Raw genomic sequence first — 13,224 nt, 5'->3', positions numbered from 1 at the left:
TGTCTAAATTTGGTTGCTTGTTTTCCTGCTTTTATATAATATTATTATAGATTGTTATATAGAAGGGAGGAAAATAATGAGAAAAAAGTCCTATAATATAGTAAAGATAATTTGTGTTTCTTTGCTTTTTTTCCTACTATTTCCTAAGACCACAGACGCTTATATAGATTTATCTACCTATAAGCTCTATACAGGGAAATTTAGTGGAGAAATACAAGCAAATGCTGCACTTAATAAGCTTCATAGTGAAACAGAATGGACAGGGAAATATCAACCTACAGGAACATATGAAGAGTATTATCAAATTCAGTCTAGTGAAATATTCGATCAAGGTCATGCGAAAAATGTCCTTAACCAATTTACAACTAGTACTGGTATTCCTGCTTATTATGTTGGTTTAGGTGATAAACTACTCTATTATCAACTAATAACGGGAGGTTTCTCAGGGGAAGAAACAGTTAAACAGATCCTCCAAGCATTAGAAACTGAAACCGGGATAACGGGTAATTATGTTGGTATCGGAGAAAAACTAGACTATTATCAAATCATTAGTGGTGGTTTTAACGGAGAAACCACAGCTAAACAAATATTAGAGCAATTTAAGAATTCCACTGGGATTAATGCTAGTTATGTTGGTTTAGGAGAAAAGTTAAACTACTATCAAATCATTAGTGGAGGGTTTTCCGGCCAAGCTAGGACTATTGAGATAATGGAGCAGTTTAAAAGAGAAACTGGAATCGGCGCTTTTTATATAGGCTTAGGAACACCCCAGAGTTACTATCAACTAGTCAGCGGCGGGTTCTCTGGTGAAGCGGCTACCCAAAATATTCTTCAACAGTTCGAAAAAGCTACAGGAATAAAGGGAAGCTATGTTTTTATAGGGAATAATAGGTATCAAATCATCTCTGAACCTGTATTAGGAATAAAGCAAGTCAATATTGGCCGAGACTTTTTTAAAAGTAATAATTGGTCTATAACATACAAGGATACAGGAAGAGTAGGGTATGACAGATACCAGATTAAATCTGTACCCGTTTTAGGAACAGACCTAGTAAATAAGGGGAGAAACTTCTTCAAAAATAATAACTGGTCTGTAACGTATCAAGCAACTGGTCAAACTGGATATGAAAGATATCAAGTCATTTCAGATCCAGTGTTAGGATTAGATTTGGTTAACAAAGGAAGAAATTTCTTCAAAAGCAATAATTGGTCAGTAACCTATAAGCCTACAGGTCAATCTGGATATGAAAGATACCAAATTATTTCAAATCCGGTTTTAGGATTAGAGCATGTGAATAAAGGACGCAGGTTCTTTATCAATAATAACTGGTCAATAACCTATAAGCCAACTGGGCTTATTGGATATGCAGGTTATAGGGTCATTTCAAAGCCTGTGCTTGGAATGACATTGGTAAAAAAAGGGCAGGAATTCTTTAAGAATAATAACCTTTCAGCTACTTATCAAGCAACAGGTAATAGACTAGAACAATATCAAATTGTTATTGAAGATATTATTGGATATGAAAATGTCAGGGCCGCTAATTTGAAGCTTAATCAAATGTATGGCTGGATAGGTACGGCGATAAAAACTAAAGTTGGGCCTCAACTAATGTATACAAATTATGGTTTGTCCCTAAATAGTATGCTGGACATACAAATGACTAGAAGTCCCCAAACAGATATGTATCGTAATGAGCGAAGATATGTGTCAGCTGAATTTGTAGACATGGCCAGACAGGTAATTACAGGGAATGGTGTTAACTTAAGAACAGCACCTTCAATAGATAGTGAGATTGTTCAAAAATTAAATAGTGGCAATAGTGTGCTAGTTATCGGAAAAATAGGTGATTGGGTAGAAGTAAGAGTAACTTGGCAGAATGCTAAACAAGAAGATGTCAAATCTTATTTAGATCCTAGCAATTTTTCAATAGATAATACCAAAGATTATTTCCAGTTCCTTAAACTTTCACAATCAGCACAGTTAAATGCTGCTGAGGTTAATGATAAGATTCTGAATGGGAAAGGAATCTTGGCTGGAAAAGGTCAAGCGTTCGTTGACGCTGCTAAGAAATATAACGTTAATGAGGTTTACTTGATAGCGCACGCACTCTTAGAAACAGGTAATGGGACATCTAAGTTGGCCAATGGAATCGAAGTTAACGGTAAGACAGTGTACAATATGTATGGTTACGGGGCGGTAGATGCTTGTCCATTAACATGTGGTGCACAAACCGCGTATGATAACGGATGGTTTACCCCTGAGGCAGCCATTATAGGTGGAGCAAAATTTATTAGCGAAGACTATATCTATAATACTACTTTTCAACAGGATACCCTTTATAAAATGAGATGGAATCCAATAGCACCTTGGCATCAATATGCGACAGATATTAGCTGGGCTTATAAGCAAGTAAGTAGTATTTATAATATATATCAGATGCTAGATAATTATACGCTTTATTACGATGTTCCAAAGTACAATTAAACAGATTAAAAAAACCGGCTAGATACATCACTATGCCGGTTTTTTGATTGTTATAAAGTTGTTGTTTGAACTTGATTTTCTTGATAAATCTTGTTCAATTGTTGTCTTGCCTCGAGATAATAGTCATCAACAAAGTGCATAGGACTAAGACCCCATTGATGATTTAAATCCCCTACATTGTTTTCCTTCGAAATCTGAATGCAGTTGATACTAGGATATCTCGCTTTAAAGTATGAATAATACATTTTCAACAAAGAATTTGTTTCCCGGATACCTTCAGTTTGCTTTTCGTCAAAGTTTTTAATCTCTGATTGCTCTCTATACTGCTCGGTTAAATATACTTCATTTAAAATAATTTGATTTGGTTTGAAATTTTTCTGAAGAGATGCAATAAATTGGTCACATGCATTAAACCATTCATGAAGGAGTACCATATCATCCGCTTTACGGTTAACAACTTTACCAAGTCGATATTTCTTATTGTTCAAAATGCCAGAATTGCTTAGTTCTTTGGAACGGGTAATATATTTATTACCATTAGCTAATAAACTAATTCTTTCTACTAAGAAGTCAATAATAAAGAAATCCACATCCAAACTCTCTAAATCCTTTTTAAGTGTTTTATTAAAATCAGCAGCTACAATTCTTTTTTGGAAAGCGGATGAAAGGTTAATATCATTTAGATCTACTTTCGTAGGCTCAGAAAACTGGCTTATTAATGATGTCCTTGCAGAATAATGCTGAACATGATCTCTTTCTGGAAATAATCTAAAGATATCTCTAGAAACACAGCCACCAAATATCCCAATGTTCATAATGTAAAAACCCTCAATTCTATTAGTGTTATTTATAAAGTATTTAAAATTAATTAGGTTCTAACTATTAACTTGGCTATTATACCATATAAATACTATATATATGTTTGAAAAACGGCAAAGTAGGAAATATAACCCAATATAGAATGGTTAAAGTAACCGCTTCCTTTTGTAATAACAATAACCAGCAAATTAAACAATATCATGGTTTTTAGGTATCGTTTAGGTTTACTACTAGACCCAGCAGAAGTAATAAAATCAGCTTGCATTACTTATACTATGGCCTTCTTTAAAAATTATTAAAAGGACAAAATCTGATTTATATCTCAAAAGTATTCGACAATAATATTAGAGGGCAATAACCATATTTCAACAGATTATTTAATAAGGATATGAAATAATAAATAAAATAAGATGAAAAGGGGTTGTTGTTAATGTTATACGTGAAAGATCTTTTAAGCTTCAAATCAGCCATTTCTATTTCTTTAGAGGTTCTTTCTAATTACGATAACGGCCTCCTAAGGGAGTTTCTTGCAACAATCCCTAGTACGGTGGGCAGGGCAAGGCTAGAGACAACTATGGAAATAGAGGAAAGTTTGAAAAGCTGTATGAAGGAATTCAAACAGACAAAAACCTATCATTGGCTGAGAGAAGACTTTAAAAACGCCCTATACGACATTGAAATTCAACTAAATAAAAAGATGGTATCCTAAACAAAAAAACTGATTGGGAAAGTCCCCAATCAGTTTTGTACTGTTGCTTGATCTAATTCAAGTTGTGCTTTCAACTCAGTTTGAACACGCAGCTTTTCATCTTCTGGTATTTGTAGATAGTAAATACCCTCAATCTTGGTGCCTTGTCCGGTAATTTTCATCTGTTCAACGTTATTTCCAACTGTTTTATAGTTCTTTTGGATATCAACCATTTGATCGAAGGTTAAGTTCGTTTTAATATTGGTTCCAATCGCACTGAAGATTTCAGGGAAGTTAGTTAAGCTTGAAAGGCTTGCCCCTTCTTTAATAACTGCCTGGATAACCTGGCGCTGTCTTGTATTACGGCCAAAGTCTCCTTGAGGGTCTTCTTTACGCATTCTAACGAATGGTAATGCTTCCTCTCCGCTTAAAGTGATTTGACCTACTGGGAAGTGAATGCCTTGGTAAGAGAAGTCGAGTGTATTGTTAACTGTTACGCCTCCAACTGCATCGACTATATCCTTAAACCCTTCCATATTTACCTTCATATAATAATCAATCGGGATATCAAGGAAGTTTTCTACGGTATCCATCGCCATTTCAACGCCGCCAAAAGCGTGGGCATGATTGATTTTATCCTGATAGCCTTTGCCAATAATCTCTGTACGTGTATCACGTGGTATGCTCAGCAATTTTGCAGAATTTGTATTCGGATTAACGGTTAGTACCATAATCGTATCGGTACGCCCTTTATCACCCTTGGAATCAACGCCAAGTAATAAGACGGAGAATGGATCTTTTTCAACTAATTCTACAGGTTTTGGACGCTTTTCAGACTGCTTGCGTTCAATCGGTTCATGCATAGTGTCAACGGCATTTTTTAGTGAATTATATACAGTAAAAGCATAAGCTCCAACTCCAATGATAAGAACAAGGAGTATAATACCAGTAACTTTTAACCATTTATTACTCTTTTTATCTTTTGATCTCATCGTTTTTCCTCCGAAAATTTTACAAATTTTGACCACAACAGATAGAATACCAAAAAAACAGTAAAATAGATAGATGTAAGTTGTGGATAAAATATGGAATAATGATACTTTAATAAGGCACCTTTCTACAATATTCTGTAAATTACACCCTTTTTCCACAAATTTGGAATGGAAATGTATTTACATTTGACTAGTAATTTATTAAAATACTTAAATAATAAGAAAAATTAGAGGGGGGATATTTGAAAGAGATGACTAAGGCAAAGGGCGGCAGCTCGAAACAAGTCGATTTCTCTATGATTGTGAAGAAGGCTTACGAAAGAGGTCTAACAGAAAACGAAATGACACTTGAAAAAATACTGGCGGAACTAAAAAGTGATCTAAAAAATATTATTAGTTAATATATAGAATAAGGAAGACTAGCGAAAAACGCCAGTCTTCCTTATTTATTTACAAAATATTGAACTAGAAACTGCCCCCATGCTTGATAACCATTTTCGTTGGGACTGCTTTGATCCTCATTTAAATAATTTTTAATTTCTGGATTGTCCGTTGCGGGCCAAGCTGTCCAGTGATCTAGATAAGTCAAATTGTTTTCTTCCGCATATGCCTTTAGCGCTTCCACCTGTGTTGAATAATACTTAGGAAGGTAGATCGGGTAAGAAGGCTGAATGATGAAGGCAGTGTCTGGGTTGCTAAGCTTCACATCTTCTATAATCTTTGTTAGATTGGCTAAGGTACCATCAATTTTTACTTTGCCGTTATCGTTCAGTAAAAACGGCTCAATGACCACGAGCTGTGCTTTCTCCGCTGCCAACTCTAGTTGCTTATTTTCTGAGACTATATCCTTAGATGTTTGATCGTATGTATGTATAGCTGTAGTAATATGTTCACTTCCATAACTTTCTGTTAATCGTTGAGTGACCTCTGCCTCCCATTGATTTGCGGTTGTCCCGACAAAGAGGATTTTAAAGGGCTGCTCACTTTCCAAGGCTTGCTTAAATGACTGCTTAGCCGTTTCGGGCCAATTTGCTGCAAGGGCCAAGTATTGATCAAAGGTGACTTCATTGGACTCCTCTGACTCCTGCTGTTCGACCCCTTGTGTCGTTGCAACTGCATTGGCGGCTGTCTCCTTATTCCAGTGGATATGACCATACACAAGCACACTTAAACATACGAATCCCCAAAGGCATGTGAGTAAACACTTCATCCATATTCCCCCAAACTTAATAGAATCTTCCTATCATTATAGCAAACTATCAGCCGTTTAAATGAATACATCCTCAAAAAGTCTGCGTTTTTTTACAAAATTCGCAAAAAAAACAGGTATATTTTATTAAATATTAGGGTTTCTTCAAAAGTGGAAAGAGAAATTTGCTATGATTATAAGTATGAAAGAGCGAGAAAGTTACCGCTCTGATTTACGTAATTAACGGAGGAATTTCCGAATGAATCCAATTAAAGTGTTAGTAGCAGATGATCATCTAGCTTCACTCGAGATGATGAAATATTTCATCAGCGACCTGCCAGATTTTCAGCTGGTCGGGCAGTGCGAGAGCGGCGAGGAACTGGTGGAGCAGGCGATGGTAAAAAAGCCGGATCTTGTCCTGACAGATATTAAAATGCCAAAGAAAAATGGGGTAAAGGCAATAAGGGAATGCCTGTCATTTTGTCCGAAGGTGAAGGTTATTTTTATTACTGGATTTGATGAATTTGCAGTGGAGGCTTTTGAAATTGCAGCTGTTGATTATCTTGTCAAACCGATAGAAAGAACACGTTTACTCCAAGCGCTGAATAAAGCGAAAAACCTCATTGACCTTGAACAAGGCAAAAAGGAAAGCAGCTTACCGAAAGTGAATAAGGATGTTCTAGCATTAAGAGATACACATTGTACGCTATTTATCCCGATGTGCGAGATTTACTTTATTGAAAAGTCCGGGAAAAAGTGCCTGATTTATACCGATACAGAAGTGTATGAAACGAACGAAACCATTGCTAGGATAGGAACCCAACTTGATGAGACCTTTTTCCATTCTCACCGTTCTTATATCATTAATTTACAGAAGATTACTCAAATTAAGCAGCAGAACGAAACCTTTATTGCCTATTTTAAGGATTTTGACAAACATGCCGGTATTTCTAAATTGAGAATTAATGAACTAAGAGAAAGAATCTCAATCTAGAAAAAAGAGAGACTACCAGGGAGGGTTTATTTTCCTTGGTAGTCTTTTTATTTTGGATAGATTGTTCTAATAGGTATAATAATGTATCTAATTGTTTGCTGCATTAAGGTGTTTAACATACAGAATAAATGGTGTGAAAAGGAAAAGTAGCTGTATTTGGCAACTATCATCATTTGTTTTGGGAATAGTAAGTCTATAAGATGGCGGAGGAATTTAGAAGGGGGGAAATCAAAGGTGGGACCTTTTGCTATAACGATTATCTTTTTATTGATAATTGCCTTAAGTGCTGCGTGCTATAAAATCTACAAAATGAATAATTTGTTGGATGCATACAGAGAGCGTAATAATATTCCTCTCATTGAATCGAGTGATGATATTTCAGCGTTAAAAAGAGCAAAAGAAATAATAGAAAATAGCGAAAAACGGTATAAGAATATTCTAAGTGTAATGCCCGAGGGTGTCATTCTTTATGGGGCGGATCACAAGAAAATAGCGTTGAACGAAAATGCCTATAAAATGTTTAATTTGGATCGCGAGACATTTCATGAAAAGTTGAACATTTTGGAACCAAACTTTCCTTTCGTAGATAACGAAGGAAATCCTTTAGCATTAGAAGATTATCCAGTCGCGATTACCTTAAAAACGGGAGAATCGATAACAGGCAGAGTCATAGGCATGAAAAGCAATGGAAAAACAAGATGGATATCTTTAAATACAAAGCTTCTTGAACCATGTGATTCTACAGACGTCCCCCAAGTTTTAGTGACGATGATGGATATTACGAAGCAAAAAGAAACCGAAATTAAACTAAGAGAGTCGAATGCGTTGATGAGAACGATCATTGATAGTATTCCAATAGGGGTCATTGTTATCAATACGGATCGAAAGATTGTCGCCGTAAATCGACCATGCTTAGAGTTATTTAGAATTAACGAGTCAAGACAGAACTTAATCGGGCAACCTGCTTCCAAATACTATCAGCCATCGTATAAATATAGTGAGGAAGAGCGGGAAAAAGTAAAAGTTATTTTAGCGAATAATATGCCTGTGGTGGATGAAGTCCAAATGAGCAATGACCAATTGATTCAAAGAAGCTATTTTCCTTTTTATATGGATGAAGAACTAAAGGGGTATTTATGGGTCTTTGAAGATATTACCGAGCGAAAAGCGATGGAAACAGGAGTACTAAGGGCAAAAGAAGAAGCAGTGAAAGCGAATAAGGCTAAATCGGCTTTTTTAGCCAATATGAGTCATGAACTGAGGACACCGCTGAATGCAATTCTTGGCTTTTCACAATTGCTTGAGCTCCAGGAAACACTTACTGAGAAGCAACGTACCTTCGTTAAGGAAATATTAAAAGGTGGAAGGCATCTGTTGAGCTTAATTAATGAAGTATTAGATCTTTCGAGAATAGAATCGGGAAAACTAAAACTATCATTTGAAAACATAAAAATAGCGAGTGTAATCGATGAATGTATCAATTTAGTAAGCCCAGCTGCAGATGTCAAAGGGATTACAATAATGAAAGAGCGGAACGTATGTGAAAATGCTTTTGTTTATGCTGATCAAATGAAACTCAGACAGATCCTGTTGAACCTACTAGATAATGGTATTAAGTATAATCGGGAAAATGGGGAAATCATTATTAGCTGTGAATCCAAGGATGACCTGCTGACGATTCATGTACGAGATACAGGAATAGGGATTCCGCCTGAAGCGCAAACGGAAATTTTTGAACCGTTTTACCGCCTTGAAAATCCATTCGTAGAAGGGACGGGGATTGGCCTTCCCCTTGTTAAACAACTTACAATCCTAATGGGTGGCAGGCTTGGAGTAGAGAGCCAGCCAGGAGTGGGTAGTGATTTCTGGGTTAGCTTCCCGATGATGCAAAAGCATGAAACGAACCACCCCGTGTCGCTAGAAAAAAATGAAATGCTCTTACCAGAACACAAGGAGTATAACATTCTCTATATAGAAGATCACCTTTCCAATCAACAATTAGTAGCTGGAATTCTTGGGAACATAAAGGGAATGAAATTACTTACGGCCAGTTCGGGATCGGAAGGTATCCAGACAGCGGGGAACCAAAAGATAGATTTGATCTTATTGGATTTGCAACTTCCTGATATGAATGGTGTGGAAGTATTTGAAAGGCTGAAATCCAATCCAAAATCGGCGGATATTCCGGTTATAGCGCTGAGTGCGAATGCCATGCAGGAGGACATCGGCCGTACCCTGGCAAAGGGATTTAAGGAATATATCACAAAACCATTCGATGTTCCCAGCGTTATAAATGCGATCATAAAACATTTAGCCTAGCCAAATGGCTCTATGTAAATGTTAGAAATTTGGAATTTTTGTCGTGAAAAGTCCTTTTGATGACACAGACGGTCCCCGGCAGTAGCTAAAGTGCCGTTTTAAGCCCCTATCATGGTCTTTGTCGAATGGACTCGATGAAAGAGAAAAGATAAGATAGATAGGTATAAATACTAGTTCATTTTAAACATAAAATGGTTTCTTAATCATTTGTATCGATTCCCGATGAAGTGTTTACAATAAAAGGTAACTTCGGTATAAGGGAGGGGTTTGATGGAAGAATTAAAAGTAGTAATTTCGGATGATGACGTGTCTTCTAGAACCCTCCTCTCCTATTTTATTGAGTTATTATCTGAATATAAGATAGTTGGACAAGCTTCTACTGGCAAAGAACTCATCGAAGTGGTCATGAAGGAAAAGCCTAATATCGTGTTAGTGGATATACAAATGCCCTTATTAAATGGGGTAGAGGCAGCGAAAAGTTGTAAAGAAATGCTTCCTTCTCTTCAAGTAATCTTTACAACAGGTTGTGAAGAATTTGCTGTTGAAGCTTTCAATATTTCAGCAACCGATTATATTGTGAAACCAATTGAGAAGGTCCGCTTATTTATCGCCTTGGAAAAAGCGAAACAAGCACTCCAATTACAGGGGCTGACAAAAGCGAACCCTGTTATAAAAAATAAGCTGGCCATCAAGTCAAATCATACCTTCGTTTATATTTTAATCGAAGATATTCTTTATATTGAAAAAGAAGGCAGAAAATTGATTGTTCATACAGACAAGGACCGCTACGAAAGCGTTGAGTCGCTGCAGGAAATGGAAGATAGACTCCCAAAGTACTTTTTCAAGACGCATCGATCCTATTTAGTGAATTTAAGGAAAATCGTAAAGATTAAACCCTTTGGTGAAACCTATATAGCTGAATTCAATGTTCCAGATAAAAAGGCCAATATTTCGAAATTGAAAATACAAGTGGTTCACCGATTATTAGGTCTATAAGTGCATGTAGAGGGATTTCCCTGTTATGGAGGAAATCTCTTTATTTTGTACTGTAAAAAATAACAAAACCTCTATTTTCTCAGATTTTCTGATTAAGTGTAATATATACCAATTTTGAAAATCCTGCACTTTTTTACAATAATTATGTTACAATTGGTTACATAATTTACAAATTCATACAAAATATGTCAAATCCGTGACAGCTAATTACCCCAAAGCAAATAGTTAAAATGGAATCTAAAAAATAAAATAAATATTCATCGTTCTTCATAAAACGACAAATATCGACATTGTTTCATGATATAATACTCTTTGTTTTGTAAAAAAAAGGCGAACCATACTGAAAATGAAATAGGCAATAAGTAACAGGGAGGATATTATGGAAGAAACAATTAGTTTAAAAGAGTTACTAACGACGTTAAAAAAACGGCTCGTTATGATCATACTCATTACCATGACAGCTGGATTAGTCAGCGGAGTCATTAGTTACTTTTTTCTAACCCCAATTTATCAAGCTTCGACACAAATACTCGTAAATCAGGCAAAGAATGAGCCAACAATTTATAGTCCTAGTGAAGTTCAAACCAATCTACAATTAATTAACACCTATAATGTCATCATAAAAAGTTCTCCTATTCTGGATAAGGTAATTACCCAACTTGATCTTGATATGACGGCAGAACAACTTAAAGGAAAAATTACGGTTGGCAGTGAAAAGGACTCACAGGTAGTCAATGTGTCAGTACAAGACCCAGATCCAAATATGGCTGCGGATATTGCAAATAAAACAGTAGAAGTGTTCCAAAGTGAAATTGTCAATCTTATGAATGTTGATAATGTTAAGATTTTTGCACCAGCAACGGTTTCCGAAAACCAAGCACCGATTAAACCACAGCCATTATTAAATGTTGCGATTGCTCTTGTAGTCGGCTTAATGGCAGCTGTTGGACTAGCTTTTTTACTCGAGTACTTTGACAACACGATTAAAAACGAACAGGATATTGAAAAAATCCTTGAACTTCCTATTTTAGGCGTTATTGCTCAAATTGATGATCAAAAGATGGAGGAGTTAAAACTACGTAAAGCAGCAGGTTCTAGGTCAACAGGAAGAGGTGATACGTATGGTGTTTAAGAGAAAAAAGAAATTTAAATCAACTGATCCAAGTCGGAAGTTAATTGCAGCACTTGACCCAAAGTCACCGATTTCAGAGCAATACAAAACGATTCGGACAAATATCCAGTACTCCGCTGTAGATGAGGAACTTAATACGATTATGGTAACGTCCTCTGGTCCTGGGGAAGGAAAGTCGACAACAGCGGCAAACCTAGCAGTGGTTTTTTCTCAGCTAGGTAAGAAAGTGTTGCTAGTAGATGCCGACCTTCGTAAGCCTACGGTTCATCGGACGTTCGGTGTCAATAATCTATTTGGTTTCACCACCGTGCTGACGAAACAAGCTACACTTGCGAACTCAGTTCTTGAGACAGAAGAAAAAGATTTATATATCTTAACAAGCGGCCCGATTCCACCGAATCCCGCAGAGCTGCTTAGCTCAAAGTCAATGGAGCAATTTATGGAAGAAGCAAAAGAACAATTTGATTATGTCTTATTCGATACACCGCCATTATTAGCGGTAGCGGATCCGCAAATACTCGCTAATAAAGTTGATGGATCAATAATGGTTGTATATAGCGGAAAAACAGAAATTGACCAAGCGAAAAAGGCGAAGGAATTACTGGCGAATGCCCAAAGCAAGTTGGTTGGTGTGGTATTAAACCATAAAGAAATGAAAGATAATGACTATTACTATTATTATGGTACGAAATAACTAAAATTCGACAAAATACCCCCCTTTACCTAAGTATTCGACGATGGTACCATGAATATTGTCGGAGAAAATTAACAAATAACTGGAAAGGAACGTGCTGCCATGATTGATGTACATTGTCATATACTGCCTGGTGTCGATGATGGCGCACAATCTCTTTCTGATTCTCTTAACATGGCAAGGAAAGCTGTTGAGCAAGGGATACATACAATAGTGGCAACACCACATCATTTGAATAACTCCTATGAAAACCCCAAGAAATCTATATTGGAAAAGGTCGAACTTTTAAACAAGGCTTTACTTGAAGAAAAGATAGAGTTAGAGATTGTACCAGGGCAGGAAGTGCGGATTCATGGTGAAATGGTAGAAGGTTATGAGGCAGGACAGATTCTATCAGTTAACCATACACCATATCTATTAGTAGAATTACCATCGAAACATGTGCCAAGGTATACGGAAAAGTTGTTTTATGATTTGCAGATGAGTGGACTAATTCCAGTAATAGTACATCCAGAACGGAATCAGGAAATCATTGAACGACCTGAACTTCTCTACCAACTTGTTAAAAAAGGTGCACTGACTCAAGTGACAGCCGCTAGTGTTTGTGGGGACTTTGGGAAAAAAATTAAAAATTTCTCGCTGCAATTAATTGAAGCAAATCTAACCCACCTTATTGCGTCAGATGCTCATAACATCACAAGCCGTGGCTTTAAAATGAGAGAAGCCTATGGCAACATTCAAAAATGGTATGGGAACGAGATGCTTTACTACTTTGAAGAAAATGCAGCTCTCATTATTGAAGGAAAGCATGTGTATAAAGAGGACCCGGAGAGAATAAAAAGGAAAAAGCTATTTAATCTGTTTTAATCACGTAAATACTTCTAATCAGGCTGGCGTCTGAAGCGGCGAGGCTCAT

Annotated in this window: 12 protein-coding genes; 9 read left to right on the top strand and 3 right to left on the bottom strand. The window is 36.5% G+C overall.

Translation table 11 applies throughout. The features are described from left to right. Positions 1 to 76 precede the first annotated feature (76 nt). On the top strand, positions 77 to 2,485 hold the full coding sequence (locus tag QNH29_RS28600; RefSeq protein WP_283862616.1) for an N-acetylglucosaminidase: 2,409 nt from the start codon (positions 77 to 79) through the stop codon (positions 2,483 to 2,485). Between the two features lie 50 nt (positions 2,486 to 2,535). On the opposite strand, the gene QNH29_RS28595 is transcribed toward QNH29_RS28600, so the two are convergent. Further along, positions 2,536 to 3,300, bottom strand: coding sequence for a DUF6270 domain-containing protein (locus tag QNH29_RS28595; protein ID WP_283862615.1), 765 nt, complete (start codon positions 3,298 to 3,300; stop codon positions 2,536 to 2,538). 434 nt (positions 3,301 to 3,734) lie between these two features. Between QNH29_RS28595 and QNH29_RS28590 the strand changes: the two genes are divergently transcribed. Then, positions 3,735 to 4,013 carry a hypothetical protein gene (locus QNH29_RS28590; protein WP_283862614.1) on the top strand — a complete coding sequence of 93 codons (279 nt, stop codon included), beginning with the start codon at positions 3,735 to 3,737 and terminating at the stop codon, positions 4,011 to 4,013. 29 nt (positions 4,014 to 4,042) lie between these two features. Here QNH29_RS28590 and tagU read toward each other — a convergent pair whose 3' ends face one another. After that, on the bottom strand, positions 4,043 to 4,984 hold the full coding sequence (gene tagU, locus QNH29_RS28585) for a polyisoprenyl-teichoic acid--peptidoglycan teichoic acid transferase TagU (RefSeq protein ID WP_283862613.1): 942 nt from the start codon (positions 4,982 to 4,984) through the stop codon (positions 4,043 to 4,045). Positions 4,985 to 5,235: 251 nt separating this feature from the next. Between tagU and QNH29_RS28580 the strand changes: the two genes are divergently transcribed. Then, positions 5,236 to 5,385, top strand: coding sequence for a YwzD family small protein (locus QNH29_RS28580; protein WP_481858850.1), 150 nt, complete (start codon positions 5,236 to 5,238; stop codon positions 5,383 to 5,385). A 41-nt stretch (positions 5,386 to 5,426) separates the two neighbouring features. Here the strand turns inward: QNH29_RS28580 and QNH29_RS28575 are convergent, their stop codons facing one another. Further along, the gene (locus QNH29_RS28575; RefSeq protein WP_283862611.1) at positions 5,427 to 6,194 is read right to left on the bottom strand and encodes an SGNH/GDSL hydrolase family protein; all 768 of its coding nucleotides are present in this window, start codon (positions 6,192 to 6,194) and stop codon (positions 5,427 to 5,429) included. 238 nt (positions 6,195 to 6,432) lie between these two features. Between QNH29_RS28575 and QNH29_RS28570 the strand changes: the two genes are divergently transcribed. The 6 genes from QNH29_RS28570 to QNH29_RS28545 all read left to right on the top strand — a co-directional run bounded on the left by QNH29_RS28570 (position 6,433) and on the right by QNH29_RS28545 (position 13,175). Then, the gene (locus tag QNH29_RS28570; RefSeq protein ID WP_283862610.1) at positions 6,433 to 7,167 is read left to right on the top strand and encodes a LytR/AlgR family response regulator transcription factor; all 735 of its coding nucleotides are present in this window, start codon (positions 6,433 to 6,435) and stop codon (positions 7,165 to 7,167) included. Between the two features lie 234 nt (positions 7,168 to 7,401). Next, entirely contained in the window at positions 7,402 to 9,486 is a 2,085-nt protein-coding gene (locus QNH29_RS28565; protein WP_283862609.1) for a PAS domain-containing hybrid sensor histidine kinase/response regulator, read from the top strand. A 270-nt stretch (positions 9,487 to 9,756) separates the two neighbouring features. Beyond that, entirely contained in the window at positions 9,757 to 10,482 is a 726-nt protein-coding gene (locus tag QNH29_RS28560) for a LytR/AlgR family response regulator transcription factor (RefSeq protein WP_283862608.1), read from the top strand. Positions 10,483 to 10,861: 379 nt separating this feature from the next. Further along, entirely contained in the window at positions 10,862 to 11,614 is a 753-nt protein-coding gene (locus tag QNH29_RS28555; protein ID WP_283862607.1) for a YveK family protein, read from the top strand. After that, a complete protein-coding gene (locus QNH29_RS28550) occupies positions 11,604 to 12,308 on the top strand; it encodes a CpsD/CapB family tyrosine-protein kinase (RefSeq protein WP_283862606.1) in 705 nt (234 codons plus the stop codon). Before QNH29_RS28555 ends, QNH29_RS28550 begins: the two co-directional genes overlap by 11 nt. A 102-nt stretch (positions 12,309 to 12,410) precedes the next feature. Further along, on the top strand, positions 12,411 to 13,175 hold the full coding sequence (locus QNH29_RS28545) for a tyrosine-protein phosphatase (RefSeq protein ID WP_283862605.1): 765 nt from the start codon (positions 12,411 to 12,413) through the stop codon (positions 13,173 to 13,175). The last annotated feature ends 49 nt before the right edge of the window (positions 13,176 to 13,224 follow it).

The organism is Neobacillus sp. DY30, from assembly GCF_030123065.1.
Classification (GTDB): Bacteria; Bacillota; Bacilli; order Bacillales; family Cytobacillaceae; genus Neobacillus.
This window is presented reverse-complemented; position numbering and strand designations above follow the sequence as displayed.

Coding starts and splice junctions, on each gene's coding strand:
- QNH29_RS28600 (WP_283862616.1), top strand. CDS start 77: ATGAGAAAAAAGTCCTATAATATAGTAAAGATAATTTGTGTTTCTTTG.
- QNH29_RS28595 (WP_283862615.1), bottom strand. CDS start 3,300: ATGAACATTGGGATATTTGGTGGCTGTGTTTCTAGAGATATCTTTAGA.
- QNH29_RS28590 (WP_283862614.1), top strand. CDS start 3,735: ATGTTATACGTGAAAGATCTTTTAAGCTTCAAATCAGCCATTTCTATT.
- tagU (WP_283862613.1), bottom strand. CDS start 4,984: ATGAGATCAAAAGATAAAAAGAGTAATAAATGGTTAAAAGTTACTGGT.
- QNH29_RS28580 (WP_481858850.1), top strand. CDS start 5,236: ATGACTAAGGCAAAGGGCGGCAGCTCGAAACAAGTCGATTTCTCTATG.
- QNH29_RS28575 (WP_283862611.1), bottom strand. CDS start 6,194: ATGAAGTGTTTACTCACATGCCTTTGGGGATTCGTATGTTTAAGTGTG.
- QNH29_RS28570 (WP_283862610.1), top strand. CDS start 6,433: ATGAATCCAATTAAAGTGTTAGTAGCAGATGATCATCTAGCTTCACTC.
- QNH29_RS28560 (WP_283862608.1), top strand. CDS start 9,757: ATGGAAGAATTAAAAGTAGTAATTTCGGATGATGACGTGTCTTCTAGA.
- QNH29_RS28555 (WP_283862607.1), top strand. CDS start 10,862: ATGGAAGAAACAATTAGTTTAAAAGAGTTACTAACGACGTTAAAAAAA.
- QNH29_RS28550 (WP_283862606.1), top strand. CDS start 11,604: ATGGTGTTTAAGAGAAAAAAGAAATTTAAATCAACTGATCCAAGTCGG.
- QNH29_RS28545 (WP_283862605.1), top strand. CDS start 12,411: ATGATTGATGTACATTGTCATATACTGCCTGGTGTCGATGATGGCGCA.